The organism is Croceicoccus sediminis (assembly GCF_007570835.1).
GTDB classification, from domain to species: domain Bacteria; phylum Pseudomonadota; class Alphaproteobacteria; order Sphingomonadales; family Sphingomonadaceae; genus Croceicoccus; species Croceicoccus sediminis.
The window spans coordinates 1,641,056-1,657,716 of the sequence record NZ_SUNC01000001.1 but is presented as its reverse complement, the minus strand read 5'-3'; the positions used below and the strand labels follow the sequence as shown (position 1 = coordinate 1,657,716).

General features: G+C 64.1%; 16 protein-coding genes. 3 read left to right on the top strand and 13 right to left on the bottom strand.

The window, feature by feature from the left end:
* Nucleotides 1–174: 174 nt before the first annotated feature.
* On the top strand, nt 175–954 hold the full coding sequence (locus FAX90_RS07880; RefSeq protein ID WP_144096708.1) for a 3'(2'),5'-bisphosphate nucleotidase CysQ: 780 nt from the start codon (nt 175–177) through the stop codon (nt 952–954).
* Between the two features lie 58 nt (nt 955–1,012).
* Here FAX90_RS07880 and FAX90_RS07875 read toward each other — a convergent pair whose 3' ends face one another.
* Nucleotides 1,013–1,702 (bottom strand): YiaD family glycine zipper/OmpA-like lipoprotein, encoded by a 690-nt coding sequence (locus tag FAX90_RS07875; protein ID WP_144096707.1) that lies wholly within the window; start codon nt 1,700–1,702, stop codon nt 1,013–1,015.
* Nucleotides 1,703–1,944: 242 nt separating this feature from the next.
* Here FAX90_RS07875 and FAX90_RS07870 point away from each other — a divergent pair, with 242 nt between their 5' ends.
* The gene (locus FAX90_RS07870; RefSeq protein ID WP_144096706.1) at nt 1,945–3,270 is read left to right on the top strand and encodes a hemolysin family protein; all 1,326 of its coding nucleotides are present in this window, start codon (nt 1,945–1,947) and stop codon (nt 3,268–3,270) included.
* 35 nt (nt 3,271–3,305) lie between these two features.
* Here the strand turns inward: FAX90_RS07870 and FAX90_RS07865 are convergent, their stop codons facing one another.
* From FAX90_RS07865 to FAX90_RS07815, 11 genes are all read right to left on the bottom strand, one after another.
* On the bottom strand, nt 3,306–3,716 hold the full coding sequence (locus FAX90_RS07865) for a DUF3035 domain-containing protein (protein ID WP_144096915.1): 411 nt from the start codon (nt 3,714–3,716) through the stop codon (nt 3,306–3,308).
* Nucleotides 3,716–4,252, bottom strand: a complete 537-nt coding sequence (gene lspA / locus FAX90_RS07860; RefSeq protein WP_144096705.1) for a signal peptidase II — start codon at nt 4,250–4,252, stop codon at nt 3,716–3,718. Before lspA ends, FAX90_RS07865 begins: the two co-directional genes overlap by 1 nt.
* Nucleotides 4,252–7,128, bottom strand: coding sequence for an isoleucine--tRNA ligase (ileS, locus tag FAX90_RS07855; protein WP_144096704.1), 2,877 nt, complete (start codon nt 7,126–7,128; stop codon nt 4,252–4,254). The genes lspA and ileS overlap by 1 nt, the downstream gene beginning before the upstream one ends.
* Nucleotides 7,129–7,171: 43 nt before the next feature.
* Complete coding sequence (locus FAX90_RS07850) at nt 7,172–8,098, bottom strand: bifunctional riboflavin kinase/FAD synthetase (RefSeq protein ID WP_144096703.1); 927 nt, start codon at nt 8,096–8,098, stop codon at nt 7,172–7,174.
* 36 nt (nt 8,099–8,134) lie between these two features.
* Nucleotides 8,135–8,656: a dihydrofolate reductase gene (locus FAX90_RS07845; RefSeq protein ID WP_144096702.1), complete on the bottom strand. Its 522-nt coding sequence runs from the start codon at nt 8,654–8,656 to the stop codon at nt 8,135–8,137.
* Nucleotides 8,653–9,738, bottom strand: coding sequence for a 5-(carboxyamino)imidazole ribonucleotide synthase (locus FAX90_RS07840; protein WP_144096701.1), 1,086 nt, complete (start codon nt 9,736–9,738; stop codon nt 8,653–8,655). Before FAX90_RS07840 ends, FAX90_RS07845 begins: the two co-directional genes overlap by 4 nt.
* Before the next feature lie 16 nt (nt 9,739–9,754).
* The gene (gene purE / locus FAX90_RS07835) at nt 9,755–10,243 is read right to left on the bottom strand and encodes a 5-(carboxyamino)imidazole ribonucleotide mutase (protein ID WP_144096700.1); all 489 of its coding nucleotides are present in this window, start codon (nt 10,241–10,243) and stop codon (nt 9,755–9,757) included.
* Between the two features lie 13 nt (nt 10,244–10,256).
* On the bottom strand, nt 10,257–10,949 hold the full coding sequence (gene gpmA, locus FAX90_RS07830; protein WP_144096699.1) for a 2,3-diphosphoglycerate-dependent phosphoglycerate mutase: 693 nt from the start codon (nt 10,947–10,949) through the stop codon (nt 10,257–10,259).
* A gap of 97 nt (nt 10,950–11,046) precedes the next feature.
* Nucleotides 11,047–12,330, bottom strand: a complete 1,284-nt coding sequence (locus FAX90_RS07825) for a dihydrolipoamide acetyltransferase family protein (RefSeq protein WP_144096698.1) — start codon at nt 12,328–12,330, stop codon at nt 11,047–11,049.
* Entirely contained in the window at nt 12,330–13,385 is a 1,056-nt protein-coding gene (locus FAX90_RS07820) for an alpha-ketoacid dehydrogenase subunit beta (protein ID WP_144096697.1), read from the bottom strand. The genes FAX90_RS07825 and FAX90_RS07820 overlap by 1 nt, the downstream gene beginning before the upstream one ends.
* The gene (locus FAX90_RS07815; protein ID WP_144096696.1) at nt 13,382–14,638 is read right to left on the bottom strand and encodes a thiamine pyrophosphate-dependent enzyme; all 1,257 of its coding nucleotides are present in this window, start codon (nt 14,636–14,638) and stop codon (nt 13,382–13,384) included. The genes FAX90_RS07820 and FAX90_RS07815 overlap by 4 nt, the downstream gene beginning before the upstream one ends.
* 169 nt (nt 14,639–14,807) lie before the next feature.
* On the opposite strand from FAX90_RS07815, the gene FAX90_RS07810 reads away from it, so the two are divergent.
* Complete coding sequence (locus tag FAX90_RS07810; RefSeq protein WP_144096695.1) at nt 14,808–15,260, top strand: Lrp/AsnC family transcriptional regulator; 453 nt, start codon at nt 14,808–14,810, stop codon at nt 15,258–15,260.
* A gap of 16 nt (nt 15,261–15,276) precedes the next feature.
* Here the strand turns inward: FAX90_RS07810 and FAX90_RS07805 are convergent, their stop codons facing one another.
* Nucleotides 15,277–16,644 (bottom strand): sensor histidine kinase, encoded by a 1,368-nt coding sequence (locus tag FAX90_RS07805; protein WP_144096694.1) that lies wholly within the window; start codon nt 16,642–16,644, stop codon nt 15,277–15,279.
* Between the last annotated feature and the right edge of the window lie 17 nt (nt 16,645–16,661).

Sequence of the window (16,661 nt, the reverse complement as noted above, 5' to 3'; positions counted from 1 at the left end):
CAATCCTTGTTGTCTGCCGGGCCTGTGCGCCCGTTTCGCACGTGCGTAAAGCATAGCGGGGGCCTGTTGAAAAGGGCTGCTATCGTCTACATGTGCACCTTGACGCGCGGAAACTGAACATTCCGCCAGTTTATCTTTGACTTTGCAAATCATTTGCAACAGCGGACCGTAATCATGCTGAACCGCGCAAGATTCGACTCGATCATGGCCGAGGCTGGGCGAATCGCTCTCGCCCAGTGGCCCGGCATGGGTCATGAACCCAAGACCTGGCAGAAGGACGACAACAGCCCGGTCTGCGCCGCCGACCTTGCCGTGAACAGCTATCTGAAGGACGCGCTGACAGACCTTCTGCCGTCTGCGGGCTGGCTTTCGGAAGAGACCGTCGACGCGCCCGACAGGCTGGAGGGTGGGCTGATCTGGCTAGTCGATCCGATCGACGGGACGCGGGACTTTCTGCGCGGGCGTACGGGATGGTCGATTTCGGTCGCGCTGGTCAGTGCCAATCGGCCGCTGATCGCGGGGCTCAACGCACCGGCACGGCACGAATATTGGACGGCGCAGGCAGGGCAGGGTTCTTACCGCAACGGAAAGCGGCTCGTATCGAGTCGGCGGACCCAGCTGTCCGGCGCGCGGACCCCGGCCGATGCTCTGCCCAAGGAAGACAGCGACCTGACTTGCGTGGACAAGCCCAATTCGATCGCGCTGCGCATCGCAATGGTCGCCGCCGATGAAGCGGACCTGCTGGCAACGCTGCGCTGGGGGTATGAATGGGATATCGGTGCCGCGGGCCTGATCGCGCGCGAGGCGGGGGCGGCGGTGACCGACGCGTTCGGCAGGGCGCTGGCCTACAACAAGCGCGATCCGCGTGCCTTCGGCCTGCTGGTCAGCGCGCCGGCGATCCACGAAGCGGCTGTCGAGCGGATAAGCGAACGGGCCAGGCGGTTGTCCGCCTGACCCGTGCTTTCCGGCCGTCGCCGAAAATCTGGACGAAGAGCCCGATCGCAGGAGGGGCTTAGTTCCCCTGTGCGGCCTGGACGTCTTCCTGGCTGATCGGAACGATCTTGATCTCGACGCGGCGGTTCATCGCGCGGCCTTCGGCCGTGTCGTTGCTAGCTACGAAGTAGTTCGGATCTTCACCGAAGCCCTTGGTGGCGAGGCGGGCCGCCGGAACGCCCTGATAGATCAGGTAATCGGCAACCGCCTTGGCGCGGCGTTCCGAAAGTTGAAGATTGTACGCTTCCGAGCCGGTGTTGTCGGTGAAACCGTAAACGTCGACGAGGCTGTCCGGATACTGGATCAGCGACGCGGCGATATCGTCGAGAACCGCCTTGAACGAGGGCGAGATCGTCGAACTGTCGGTGGCGAAAGTCACGCCGTCGGGAAGGTTGACCTTGATGTAGTCGCCTTCGTCGGTGACATCGATGCCCGAACCGGCGGTCTGTTCCTTCAGTTCCTTGATCTGCTGGTCCATCTTGTAACCGACGACACCGCCGGCAACACCGCCGACGCCTGCGCCGACGATACGGGCGGTCTTGCCGCCGATGATGCCGCCCAGCAGGTAACCTGCGGCCGCGCCGCCGGCAGAACCGAGGACGGTGCGCGACACCTTCTTTTCACCCGTGTTCGGGTCGGTGACGCAGGCGGACACGCCCAGCAGCGAGACGGTTGCGATTGCAGCAGTAAGATAACGGCGACGTGCCATGAGGTTTTTCCTCCGAAGTTGTTCTTTGACCGGGCAGAGGCAATCACGCCATGCCCGGCGTTCGAATTTCCAAACGCGCAACATGGCATCGTTGTTCCATGTGACGAGACGAAGACGGCGAATTGTTTTCGCGCGACGGGCTGGCGACATGCTTCAGGCCTTGCGCGCTCTCTTGCTAGAAGCGGTCCTATGCCGCTATCTGGCTGGGCTATGAAAAATATTCCTGGGCGAGGCTTTTAAGCTTGTCACCCTTTCCGTGGACCGACGTCCTCATCATCGTTGGCCTGATCCTGCTCAATGGATTGTTCTCGCTTTCCGAACTCGCGATAGTTTCCTCGCGCACGGCGCGCCTGCGGCACATGGCCGAAGACGGATCGAAGCGCGCGAAGATCGCGCTCGAACTCGTCGCAGACAGCGGCAAGTTCCTGTCCACCGTGCAGATCGGCATCACGCTTATCGGGATCATCGCGGGCGCCTATTCGGGCGCAAGCCTTGGCAAGCCGGTGGGCGAACGGCTCGCCCTGCTCGGGCTTGACCCAGACACTGCGCAGACCGCGGGTTTTGCGCTGGTGATCGTCCTGACCACTTATGTCTCGCTCGTCGTGGGTGAACTGGCGCCAAAGCAGATCGCCCTCCGCTCGCGTGAGAAAATCGCGGTTTTTGCCGCCCCGCCGATGAAGATGTTGTCGCGCATGGCCGCCCCGCTGGTCTGGTTGCTAGACAAGAGCACGAGCCTGCTGTTGCGCCTGATCGGCATGCGCAAGACCGGCGATGCAGGCATGACCGCCGAAGAGCTGAAGCTGATCATGACCGAGGCGACCCGGTCCGGCGCGATCGAGGAAGCCGAACGCACGATCATGGCCGAAGTGCTGAAACTGGCCGAACGTCCCGTGCGCGAATTGATGACCCCGCGCACCGAGATCGACTGGATCGAACGCCGCGCGAGCGAGGCGGACATGCGCAAGGCCATCGCGTCCTCGCCCCATTCGCTGCTGCCGGTGGGCCACGGTTCGGTCGAGAATATCATCGGCGTGGTCAAGGTCCGCGAACTGCTTGCCGCGCTGATGAAGGGGCGCAAGCCCAGCGTGACGCGCCTGATGAAGAAGGCCGAGATCATCCCCGACCAGATCGACGCGCTCGACGCGCTGCGCATCATGCGGGGCGGCGATGTGGCGATGGCGATGGTCCACGACGAATACGGGCACTTCGAAGGGATCGTGACGCCTGCCGACCTGCTCGATGCGCTGGTCGGCCAGTTTGCCGCGCATAGCGACGATGGCGACGATCCGCTGATCGTGGAGCGTGAGGACGGCTCGCTCCTTTTGTCGGGTGCGCTGCCGGTGGACCGGCTGGCCGAGGGGCTGGCCATCGACATGCCCGAACCGCGCGATTTCGCAACGGCGGCGGGTTACGTGCTCTGGGTGCTGAAAAAGCTGCCGGTGGAGGGCGAATACTTCATCGACCAGGGCTGGCGGATCGAGATCGTCGACATGGACGGTCGCCGCATCGACAAGCTGCTGGCCATACGTGAAAAGTCGGCGCCCGAGACTGACCCGGACGCCGACTGAAATTCCTGAATTTTAAGGGCCTTTGACCCCGACGATCAGCCGGGGATCACGGCCTGCGCGTTGCGGCCATCGCCTTCGGGCGCGGCCACGATGTCGCGGGTGACGACACCTTTGTCGACGGTGTGCGTGTCGGGATCGCCGACGGCGGAGCGGATGCCCGCATCGGCGCTGCCGGCCTTCATCACCGCGCTGGTTTCGACGCCGCTGCGGGCAGCAGGGCCGCCGAAAAGGGCTTCCAGTGCCTGCTGGCTGGCGGTGGGTTCCTGCGGACGCGGGGCGCCCGGTTCCGGCGGGGTCAGCGCGAAGTCCGGCGGGACGGCGAGCGGAGCCTGACGCGACACGGCCATTTCATCGGGACGGTCGCGGCCAAAGATGTTGAGCCCGCTGGTGCACCCGGCCAGCATCGCCGAGGAAGCCAGTACGAGCATGGCGGATTTCAGACGCATCATTTGTTCTCCGTGGCCGCACCGGCCTGATAGTCTTTGCCTTCGTCGGAAGGCTTGTCGCTTATGAAGAGCGAACGGGCAAGCAGCAAGACGACGCCTGCCGATATTGCCGCGTCGGCGACGTTGAACACGGCGAAGGGCCGCCATGTTCCAAGGTGAAAGTCGGCGTAGTCCACGACGTACGTGAACCGCACCCTGTCGATGATATTGCCCAGCGCGCCGCCCAGCACCAGTGCCAGCGCGACGATATCGCCCATCTTGTTTTCGCGGAACATCCAGATCAGCACGCCCAGCGCGATGATCCCGGTGAGCAGGAACAGGCCGATGCGCCCCTCAAGGCTGTCCGCGGTCAGCAATCCGTACGAAATACCGCGGTTTTCGGCATAGCGCAGGTCGAAGAACGGCAGCAGGTCGACAACGCCGACCTCGCGCAGTTTTAGGATCGACAGCACGAACCATTTCACGAACTGGTCCACGATCACCACGGCAGCCGCGATGATCAGGCCCTGCACCCGTTTGGGCGTGACGATGCCCATCAGGCCGCTTCCATTCCTTCGAGCACGGCTTCGCAGCGGTGACAGGCGTCGCCGTCTTCGGCCACTTCGGGAAGATGGCGCCAGCAGCGGCCGCACTTGGCCATGTCGGTAGGCTTCACGATCACGGCGTCGCCTTGCCCGCGCGTGACTGTCGCGGTGATGAACAGGTTGGCCAGATCCTCATCGCTGAAGCCTTCGGGCACCGCACTTGCGGGCACTTCGACTTCGGCCTGGAGGCTCGATCGGATGGTCTTTTCGCGGCGATAGGGCTCGATCGCCTCGGTCACTTTCTCGCGCAGATCGCGCAGCGCGTCCCAGCGTGCGTTGTTTGCATCGGCAGCGGGAACTTCGGGCCATTCGAGGAGGTGGACGCTACCTTCATCGGGATAACGCGTGCCCCATACCTCTTCGCTGGTGAAGACCAGAACCGGCGCGGCATAGCGGACCAGCGCGTGGAACAGCGTGTCGAGCACGGTGCGATATGCGCGGCGGCCCGTGTCGGTGGGCGCGTCGCAGTAGAGGTTGTCCTTGCGGATGTCGAAGAAGAACGCGGACAAGTCCTCGTTGCAGAAATCCGACAGCGCGCGGGTGTATGTGTTGAAGTCGAAATCGTCGACACAAGCCTTCAGCTTCGCATCCAGATCGCCCAGCAGCGAGAGAACGTAGCGTTCCAGCTCCGGCATTTCGGCAACCGGCAGACGCTCCGCCTCAGTGAAACCGTCCAGCGCGCCGAGCAGATAGCGGAACGTGTTGCGCAGCTTGCGATAGTTGTCGGCAACGCCCTTCAGGATTTCCGGCCCGATGCGGTGATCCTCGGTATAGTCGACCGAGAGCGCCCACAGGCGGATGATGTCCGCGCCATAGTCGCGCATCGTGTCGAGCGGGCTGATCGTGTTGCCCAGCGACTTCGACATCTTCATGCCCTTGGCGTCCATGGTGAAGCCATGGGTCAGCACTGCCTTGTAAGGCGCGCGGCCGCGCGTGCCGCAGCTTTCGAGCAGCGAAGACTGGAACCAGCCGCGATGCTGGTCGCTGCCTTCCAGATAGAGATCGGCTGGCCACGTGAGGTCTGGCCAGCGACCCGATTCGAGCACGAAGGCGTGCGTCGAACCCGAATCGAACCAGACGTCGAGGATGTCGGTGACCCGCTCGTAATCGTCGAGATTATAGTCGGGGCCGAGGATCGCGGCGGCATGCTCCTCGTCCCACCCGTCGACGCCGTGCGTGCGGATGGATTCGACGATCCGGGCATTGACCGCCGGATCGACAAGGTACTGGCCGGTCTTGCGGTCGACAAAGAGCGTGATCGGCACGCCCCACGCACGCTGGCGCGAGAGGACCCAGTCGGGACGGCCTTCGACCATCGAACCGATGCGGTTGCGGCCCTTGGCGGGGACGAAGCGGGTTTCGTCGAGCGCGGAGAGCGCCTTTTCACGCAACGTGCGCTCGTCACCCTCTTTCTGGTCCATCGGCACGAACCACTGCGGCGTGCAGCGGAAGATGACCTTGGCCTTCGACCGCCAGCTATGTGGATAAGAGTGTTGATAGTCGGTGGACGCGCTGAGGAGAGCGCCGACTTCACGCAAGTCCGAACAGACCGGGCCATCAGGCGCGTTGAACTTGGGATGGATGACCGACATCGACCGTTCATCGGTGCGCGGCAGCCAGAGCCAGTCCTCGCGGTAGCGTCCATCGCCCTCGACCACGAACTTGGGTTCGATGCCGTGCGCCTTGCAGAGGTCGAAGTCGTCCTCGCCATGATCGGGCGCCATGTGGACGAGACCGGTGCCGGACTCGGTTGTGACGAAATCGCCGGGCAACAGCGGACGCGGCGCGGCGTAGAACCCGCCGAGTTCGTGCATCGGATGGCGGGCGACGGTGCCGGCGAGGTCGGAGCCTTTGAGCGAGCGAACGACATCAAACGTCGGCGTGGCGCCCAGCATCTTGCCGAGGCGCTGTGCAAACGGAGCTACGAGCTGCTCGGCAGCAAGAATGCGGGTGCCATCTTGCGCCAGCGCGCGCCATACCAGCGTCAATGCCGTGTCGGGGGCATCTTCGGGCAGATCGCCGATGGTGAGCAGGACATAATCGACGTCCGGCCCATAGGCGAGCGCCTGGTTCACCGGGATCGTCCATGGGGTAGTCGTCCAGATGACCGCATAGGCTCCGACGAGATCCTCGGCAGGGGCGTCGGTGATCTCGAACGCCACGTCGATCTGGGTCGAGGTGATGTCCTCGTATTCGACCTCGGCTTCCGCCAGCGCGGTCTTTTCGACCGGCGACCACATCACTGGCTTCGCGCCGCGATAGAGTTGGCCGGATTCGGCAAACTTCAGCAGTTCGGCAACGATCGTCGCCTCGCTCTCGAACTGCATCGTCAGGTACGGATGGTCCCAGTCGCCGTTGATGCCAAGCCGCTTCAGCTGTTCGCGCTGAACGTCCACCCAATGCTGCGCATAGGCGCGGCATTCGGCGCGGAATTCCTTTGCCGGAACCTCGTCCTTGTTCTTCTTTTTCTTGCGATACTGCTCCTCCACCTTCCACTCGATCGGAAGGCCGTGACAGTCCCAGCCCGGAACGTAGGGCGCGTTCTTGCCAAGCAGGCTCTGCGTGCGGACAACCATGTCCTTCAGCACGTGGTTCAGCGCGTGGCCGATATGCATGTCGCCGTTCGCGTACGGGGGGCCGTCGTGCAGGATGAACTTTTCACGATCTGCGCGCGCCTCGCGCAGCTTTTCATAGAGGTTCATGTCCTGCCAGCGCGCCAGAATGCCCGGTTCCTTCGCAGGAAGCCCGGCCTTCATGGGAAAGTCGGTCTTCGGCAGGAAAACCGTGTCTTTGAAATCTCTGTCTTTGGCGCTGTGCTTTTCGGTCATGACCGGCGCACCTAGAACAAAGCGGCGCGCGGATAAAGCGCCCTTAAGCGTCTAAAAGCCTGCGCGCCTCGTCACAGTCTTTTTCCATCTGCGCGACAAGCGCGTCGAGGCTGTCGAACTTTGCCTCGGGCCGGATGAAGTGATGGAACGCGACCTCGATTTCCTGATCGTAGAGATCTTCGGAAAAATCGAAGAAATAGGGCTCCAGCAGTTCCTTGGGCGGGTCGAACGTGGGGCGAATGCCAAGGTTGGCCGCACCTTTCAGCAAACGCCCGTCGGGCAGCAGGCCGGTCACGGCGTAGATGCCGTACTTCGGGCGAATATAGCTGCCGAGATCGATATTGGCGGTGGGATAGCCGATCGTGCGGCCCACCTTGTCGCCGTGCTGGACCTTGCCGCGAATCGCGAAAGGGCGGGTCAGCAGGCGCGCCGCCGTCTGCGGGTCGCCCGACCACAGCGCGTCGCGGATGCGGCTGGAGGACACGACATCGCCGTTTTCCTCGATCGGGGCGACGCCGATCGCCTCGATCCCGACTTCGCGGCCCAGCGTGCCGAGCATGGCGACATCGCCCTGCTTGCCCTTGCCGAAAGTGAAGTCGGTGCCGGTCACGACCGCGCTCACGCCCATGTCGCGCGCCAGAAGGTCGGCCACGAATTCCTGCGCGGTTGTGCCAGCAAGCCTTGCGCCGAATTCGAAGACCATCATCGCATCTGCGCCCAGTTCGGCGAAGCGGGCCTCGCGCTGGTCGAGCGAAGTCAGGCGGAACGGCTGGGCATCGGGTTTGAAAAAGCGCACCGGGTGCGGATCGAACGTGGCGACGATGACGGGGCGGCCCTGCGCCCGGCCCAGTTCGACCGCCTTGCCGATCACGGACTGGTGTCCGCGGTGGATGCCATCGAAATTGCCCAGCGCCATGACGGCGCCGCGCAAGGCATCGGGCACGGGATCGAGAGAGGTGAGGCGAATCATCGTTGGCTTGGCCTTAGGCCCCGGGTAATCCGATCCTCAACCCTTGCGTCGCAGGGTGACGAAGCTGAAAGCCGGGTGCTTGCCGCTCTCGGGATGATCCTCGCGCGCGATCTCCTCCCACTCGGCAGGATCGATTGCGGGCATGGCGACATCGCCGTCATAGTCACGGTGAATCTCGGTCAGCTCGATCCGGCGGGCGCGGGGCAGGGCTTCTGCAAAGACGGCTGCCCCGCCGATCACCGCGATCCGCGCGCCGTTGGCACGGTGCATCGCATCGTCAAGGCTGACTGCGACTTCGATGTCCTCGTCCTCGTCATCATCCTCGTCGCTTTTGGGCGGCATCCATTCGGGATTGCGGGTCAGCACGATGTGGCGGCGGCCCGGCAACGTGCCCGGCAGCGATTCGAACGTCTTGCGCCCCATGATCATCGGGGCACCCATGGTCAGGCGCTTGAAATGGGCAAGGTCGGCCGGAATGTGCCAGGGCAGGCGATTGTCGGCGCCGATGGTGCCATTGGCAGCCCGCGCGACGACGATGAACAGTTCCGGCCCCTTCATTCGGTTTCCTCATGCAGGATCAGGCGGGTCACATGACCCATCTTGCGCCCCTCGCGCGCCTCTCCCTTCCCGTAGAGGTGCAGGTGTGCGCTCGGATCGTCAAGCACGGGAAGGCATTCTTGTGCAGTGGTGCCGACAAGATTGTCCATGACCGCGCCCGGAACGCGCAATCCGCAATCGCCCAGCGGCAATCCGCAGATGGCGCGGACGTGGTTTTCGAACTGGCTGGTGGTCGCCCCCTCGATCGTCCAGTGCCCCGAATTGTGCACGCGCGGTGCCATTTCGTTGAACACGGGGCCATCGGCGGTGGCGAAGAATTCGAGCGTGAGGACACCGACATAGTCCAGCGCCTGCGCGACCTTGGCGGCAAGCTCGCGGGCTTCGGGCACTTGCGCTTCCACGATGTCGCCGCCCGGCACGGTGGAGCGTGACAGGATGCCGCCCGAATGGTCGTTGCGCGCGCTGTCCCAGAAACGGATTTGCCCGTCGAGCGCACGCACGAGGATCACGGAAAACTCCGCCTCGAACGTCACGAACCCTTCGTAGATCAGCGGCAGGGGCGGAACGGTCAGTTCTTCCGCATCGCTTGGCCGCTTGATGCGCCACTGACCCTTGCCGTCGTATCCGTCGCGGCGGGTCTTGAGGATGCCGGGGGTGCCGATCTTCTCGATCGCGGCGCAAAGTCCGGCTTCGTCTTCCAACGTGAAATAGGGTGCGGGCGTGCCGCCCAGATCGGTTACGAAATCCTTTTCGGCCAGCCGGTCCTGCGCGATTTCCAGTGCGCGCGAAGGAGCGCGCAGCGGCACGTCGCCCAGCGCGGCCAGCGGCGCGACGGGCACGTTCTCGAACTCGTAAGTCACGACGTCGCAATCGGCGGCAAAGGCTGCCAGCGCGCTTTCGTCCTCGAACGAGGCCTTGGTGAAGGCGGCCGAGACTTCGGCGGCGACGCTGTGGTCTTCGGGCGCGAAGATGTGGCAGCGATAGCCCAGCTGCGCCGCGGCCATCGCCATCATCCGGCCCAGCTGTCCGCCGCCCAGGATACCGATCGTGCTGCCCGGTGGGATGACCGGCTTGTCGCTCATCTCAAAATGTCTTTCTTCAGGCCTCGTCGGAGGGGCGCTCGGCGACGCTGTCGCTTTGCGCGGCGCGCCATGCCTTCAGCCGCTGGGCCAAGGCATCGTCGTTGGTGGCAAGAATGGATGCGGCCAGAAGCCCTGCGTTCTTCGCGCCGGCATCGCCGATGGCCAGCGTGCCGACCGGAACGCCGCCCGGCATCTGGACGATGGAGAGCAGCGAATCGTTGCCCGAAAGCGCCTTCGACTTCACCGGCACGCCCAGCACGGGCAAGTGCGTCATCGACGCGATCATGCCCGGCAGATGCGCCGCGCCGCCGGCACCTGCGATCACGACCTTGAATCCGGCATCGGCCGCGCCCTTGGCGAAATCGAACATGCGTTCGGGCGTGCGGTGGGCCGACACGATCCGGCAGTCGGTTTCGACGCCAAGATCGGCCAGGACATCACGGGCATGGCGCATGGTGGGCCAGTCGGACTGGCTGCCCATGACGATCGCGACAGGTGCGCTCATCGCTGTTGTCTCCTCAGGCGTCCGAGAGGTAATAGCGTTCGCCCGACGGCTTGCCGCCTTCGAACGGATAGACGATCGGCTGGCCGGTCGGGATTTCAAGACCGGTGATTTCATCGTCCGAAATGCCCGACAGGTGCTTTACCAGGGCGCGCAGCGAATTGCCGTGGGCCGAGACGATGACCGTCTTGCCCGATGCGAGGACCGGCTCGATCTCCGCCTGGTAATAGGGAAGCACGCGCGCGATGGTGTCCTTCAGGCTTTCGGTCATCGGCACGTCGATCCCGGCATAGCGCGGGTCCGCCGACAGGTCGAAGGTGCTGCCCTTGTCCATGACGGGGGGCGGCGTGTCGAAGCTGCGGCGCCAGATGTGGACCTGATCGTCGCCGTGCTTTTCGCGGGTTTCCTGCTTGTCGAGGCCGGTCAGCCCGCCATAGTGACGCTCGTTCAAACGCCAGTCCTTGGTTTCGGGAATCCACAGGCGGTTCGCGGCATAGAGCGCAAAGTGCAGCGTGCGGATCGCGCGGGTCTGGAACGAGGTGAAGGCAACGTCGGGAAGCATGCCCTTGGCGGCCAGAAGCTCACCGGCTGCCTTGGCCTCGACCTCGCCCTTTTCGGTGAGGTCGACGTCCCACCATCCGGTAAAACGGTTTTCCAGGTTCCACTGCGACTGGCCGTGGCGGACGAGGATCAGGTTGGTGGCGGACATGATGGGTACGCGGCTCCCTTTGACTGGAAGCCACGGCCCCTAGCGTGACCATTCCGTTTTGGAAAGTGTCGGTTGGGAAAGCCGCGTTCGGGCAACCTCACGTCATGTAGAGAAGCGCCGGGTTTTCGATCAGCCGCTTCAGCGCCTGCATGAACTGCGCGGCTTCGTATCCGTCGACGATCCGGTGATCGAAGCTGGAGGAAACCGGCATGATCTTGCGGGTCACGATTTCGCCGTTGCGACGTTCCAGACGCTCGATGATCTTGTTCGGGCCGACGATCGCCGTTTCGGGGCGATTGATGATCGGCGTGGTGGCAACGCCGCCGATCGGGCCGAGCGAAGTGATCGTGATCGTGGAGCCGGAAAGCTCCTCGCGGCTGGCCCCGCCATCGCGCGCGGCCTTGGACAGGCGGGTGATTTCATCGGCGGTGGCCCATGCGTCCATCTGTTCGGCATGGCGCACGACAGGGACCATCAGGCCCGCTGGCGTTGCCGTGGCGATGCCGACATGGACCGCACCGTGCTGGCGCAGGACGCCGGTATCGTCGTCGTAATGCGCGTTGATGTGCGGGAAATCGGGCACCGTCTTGACGATGGCGCGCACGAGGAACGGCAGGAAAGTGAGCTTGGGCTGACCCTCTTCGCGCGAGGCGTTGAGCACGGCGCGCAAGTCTTCGAGCGCGGTGACGTCGAATTCCTCGACGTAGGTAATGTGCGGGATGCGGCGCCAGGTTTCCTCCATCCGCTCCGAAATCTTGCGCCTGAGGCCGATGACCTTGATCTCCTCGACACCGCCGCGCGTGGCGTAACGCGGGTCGCCGCCGCCGAGATAATTCTCGATGTCGTCGGGCGTAACACGGCCGTTGCGGCCGGTGCCGGGCACTTTGGCAAGATCGATGCCCAGCTTCGCCGCACGGCGGCGCGTGGCAGGGGCGGCCAGCGGGAAACCGGCGTGATCGACTTCGCCGGTCGGCGCGGGTGCAGGGCGGCGCGCCGCGGGTGCAGGTGCAGGCTTGGGGGCTGCCGGAGCAGGCGTGGGCGCAGCAGCCTTGTCTTCGGCAGGCGGCGGGGTCGGGCCTTCGGGCGCTTCGTTCGGGGCGGTGGCCGGGGCGGGCACTTCGTCTACCGAGTTGCCGTCTCCCTCGACCTCAAGCTCGACCAGGACCGAGCCGACGGGCTTCATCTCGCCCACTTCGCCGTGCAGCGCACTGATCGTGCCGCCGACCGGGCTGGTCATGTCGACCGTCGCCTTGTCGGTCATGACGTCGCAGAGGGGATCGTCTTCCTCGATCCGATCGCCGACTTTCACGTGCCATGCGGTGACTTCTGCTTCGGCGACACCTTCACCGATGTCGGGCAGGCGGAACTTGTACGTACCCATCAGCGGTACTCCACGGCTTTCTTGATCGCCTCGGCAAGCCGGATCGGCCCGGGGAAGTAATCCCATTCGAAGGCGTGGGGGTAGGGCATGTCGTAACCGGCGACGCGTTCGATCGGCGCGCGCAAGTAGTCGAAGCAGCGTTCCTGGACGAGCGCGGAAAGCTCTCCGCCGAAGCCGCCAAATCGGGTCGCCTCGTGCAGGATGACGCAGCGGCCCGTCTTGCGCACCGAAGCGGTGATCGCATCGATGTCGAGCGGGACGATGGAGCGTAAGTCGAGCAGTTCGGCATCGACACCGGCGTCGGCGATGCCCGCCTCTGCCACGTGGACCATCGTGCCATAGGCCAGCACGGTCACTTCGCTGCCTTCGCGCACCAGCGAGGCGCGGCCCAGCGGGACTTCGTAATGACCCACGGGCACGTCGGCAGTGGCAAGGCCCGAATTGGCCCAAGTCTTCAGCTCGTCGTCCGGGCGGCCGTAGAACGGGCCGTTGTAAAGGCGCTTGGGCTCAAGGAAGATGACCGGGTCCTCGCACTCGATCGAGGCGATGAGCATCCCCTTGGCATCGTAAGGGTTCGAAGGGATCACCGTTTTCAGGCCCGTCACGTGGGCGAACAGCGCCTCCGGGCTCTGGCTGTGGGTCTGGCCGCCGAAGATGCCGCCGCCATAGGGTGTTCGGACCGTGACCGGCGAGCAGAATTCGCCGTTCGAGCGATAGCGCAGGCGCGCCGCTTCGGACACGAGCTGGTCGTACGCGGGCAGGATATAGTCTGCGAACTGGATTTCCGGCACGGGTTTCAACCCGTATGCCGCCATGCCGATGGCGCTGCCGATGATGCCGCCTTCGGTCAGCGGCGCATCGAAACAGCGTTTCAGCCCGTGCTTGGCCTGCAGCCCCTCGGTCACGCGGAAGACGCCGCCGAAATAGCCGACGTCCTCACCAAAGACGAGAACGTCCTCGTCCTGGCTCATCTTCACGTCCAGCGCGCTGTTCAGCGCCTGGATCATGTTCATGCGCTTTGTCTCGGTCATGGTCTGGTTCTGGGTCTCGGTCATGCGCCTTCTCCGGCGCGGCGATGCTTCAGCTCGCGCAGCTGTTCCTTCAGGCGCCAGTCCTTTTCGGCGAAGACGTCCTCGAACATTTCCTCGATCGGGGGCTTCGACTGGCCCAGCGTGCCGATGGCCTCGGCCTCCTTGACGGCGACTTTGACCTTTTCCTTGAGTTCGGCTTCCAATGCGGCGTGGCGCTCCTCGTCCCATGCGCCAAGCGCGATAAGATGGTCCTTCAGACGCTCGACCGGATCGCCCAGCGGCCAGTGCTTCGCCTCGTCCTTGGGGCGATAGGCGCTGGGATCGTCGGAAGTGGAGTGCCCCTCGGCGCGGTAGGTGTAGAATTCGATCAGGGTCGGGCCGTTGTTGGTGCGCGCGCGTTCGGCGGCCCACTGCGTCGCGCCCCAGACGGCGAGGAAATCGTTGCCGTCGACCTTGAGGCCGGGGAAGCCATAGGCCAGCGCCTTGGCCGCGAACGGCAGGCGTTCTGGCGCGGCGAAACCGGCAAAGCTGGAAATCGCGTACTGGTTGTTGGTCACGCACAGGATCGTCGGCGCGCGGTAGGCGGCGGCAAACGTCATCGCTTCGTGAAAATCGCCTTCGGCCGTCGTGCCATCACCGACATAGGCGAGGGAAATCTTGGTGTCGTTCTTGTAGGCCGACGCCATCGCCCAGCCCACGGCATGGACGAAGCGGACGCCCAGGTTGCCTGAGATCGAATAGAAATCATAATCGCGCGCCGAATAGAGGATCGGCAACTGCTTGCCCGCCAGCGGGTCTTCCGCGTTGGAGAAAATCTGGTTGCACATCGTGGTCAGCGGATAATTGCGCGCGTGCAGCCATGCCGATGCGCGATAGGTGGGAAAGAACATGTCCCCCTTGTCCAGCGCCAGCGACTGCGCGGCGGCAATGGCCTCCTCGCCGGTGGACTTCATGTAGAAGCTGGTCTTCCCCTGGCGGTGGGCGCGGAACAGGCGCTCGTCGAACATGCGGGTCAGGACCATCGCGCGAAGGCCCTTGATCAGCGTTTCGGGCGAGAGCTTCGGGTCCCATGGGCCGACGGCTTTGTCATCGTCGTCCAGCACGCGGATCAGCTCGTAAGGCAGATCGCGCATGTTGCTTTCATGCTCTGCAATGTCGGGGCGGCGCACGGCGCCTGCCTCTCCGCGATTGACGTGCGTGAAGCTGACTTCCGTATCGGGACGGGCAGGCGGCTCCGGGATGTGAAGCTCTAGGCGGGGAAGGTTCGATTTCGTCACGCTGGCATCCTCTCGCGGCGGGCTTTTGCCGCTCGCCCCATTGTAACGCAGATGTAGAGGAATGTTTTCCCTGAATCTGGCCTGTCAAAGGGTCTGTTAGGAAGAATTTCCTTTTTATGCGTCCCTGGGATAAGATTCATTTTCCCAAATGATGCAATTGCGAAATGGCATGGACGACACCGACTGGAAAATCCTGCGCACCCTGCAAGCAGAGCCTGAGCTTTCGATCAACGCGCTGGCCGACAAGATCGGCCTGTCGCACACGCCATGCTGGCGGCGGCTGAAGAAGCTGGAAGAAGACGGCGTGATCGCCAGCCGCGAAATCGTGCTGGACCAGCGCAAGGTCGGCCTTGGCGTGGACGTTTTCGCCAATGTGCGCCTGACCCGGCACGACGAGGATACGCTGGAAACCTTTGCCAATGCGGTGGAAGGCCATCCGCATATCGTCGAATGTTTCCTGGTCGGCGGGGACAGCGACTACCTGCTGCGTGTCGTCGCCGGTTCGATCGAGGAGTACGAGCGTTTCCTGAAGAAAGAGCTGGTCCACATGCCGGGGGTGGCCGCGGTCAATTCCAGCTTTGCGCTGCGCCGGGTCAAGGTCACGACACGGCTTCCCATCTGATCAGCCTACCCTCTGATCAAGAAACGTTTTCGCCGTTTTCCTTCTCGCGCCCGACAATGAAAGTCGCACCGCGCAGCGTCGGTTTCAGCCGGATGTCGAGCCCGTGGCGGCGCGCGATGGCGCGGGCAAGCGCGAGGCCGAGACCCGATCCGCCGCTGCTGCCGTCGTTGCCCTTGGCGCGGCGAAAGCGGTCGAAGATCGCGTCGCGGTCCTCCGGCGGGATGCCGGGCCCGGTGTCGGACACGGTGATTTCCGGCCCCTCTGCCAGGGAAAGGATCACGGTTCCGCCCGTGGGCACGTACTTGAACGCATTGTCGAGCAGGTTGGTGACGAGGCGGGTGAGTTGCATCTCCTCGCCCGGAAAGGTGATGTTGGGGGCGATGTCCCACTCGAAATGGTGGCCGGTCTCCTCCGCGCTCGCCTCGTAGATTTCCGCCACGTGCTGAAGCAGGTCCGACAGGTCCACCGGGTGAAGGCCGCGCGGATCGCCGCGGTGTGCTTCGCTGTGCGAGATGTCGAGCAGCGATTCGAGCATGGTGATCACGCCGCGAATGTCGGCCCGCGCCTCGCTCAACCCCTGTGCCGTGGTGTCGTCGGGCGCGGTCTTGAGCGATTTGAGAATGCGGCTGTCGAGATGCATCAGCGGCGTGCGCATCTCGTGGGCGATCAGGTCGGTCGTCTCGCGCTGCGAATCGACGAGATGGTTGAGCCGGGTCAGCGTCTCGCTCGTCCGCCGGGTCAGCTCGCCGATCTCGTCCTCGGCCTTGCGGTCCTTGCTCAGCCGTTCGAGCCGTCTTTCATCGGGGTTCTGAAAGGCCTCGATGATGTGGTCCACGCGGCGGGACAGGCGCGCGGTGGTGATCCGACCGGCAACGCCCACGGCGAAAACGACGAACAGGCCGCCCGCGACGAAGGCGAAGCCGATCTCGTTCAGGATCATTTCGTCGAGGCTGGATTCGCGCGCCACGAACAGCTTGCCCTCGGCCAGCATCAGCGCGCGGGCATAGACCCGTGTGCCGTCTGACAGGACCATGGGAGTCGGTTCTTCGCCGATCTCCATCGCTTCGGGCCAGGCGGGCACGTTGCCGGTGACAGTCGCGCCGTCGGCGTCAACGAGGAGGTAGTGGGGTGCCGCACCCGCAGGAGCGCTGAAGGCGAGGCGTTCGTTGATGCGGCGGCCAAGGCCGGTGACGCCGTTCGCGCGATAGGCTTCTGCTAGGGTCGCGACGTCGGCGTTGACGGCCGCTTCCTGCGTCGCGGTGGAAAGCTGTTCGAATTTCGCACCGACCAGCGCGCCCAGCACCAGCACGACGACGATGCAGACCGCGATCGACCAGGCGACAAGCCTGGTGAAGATCGAATCGAACAGTCTGACCTGGGTCACGCCACGCTATCCCCCGC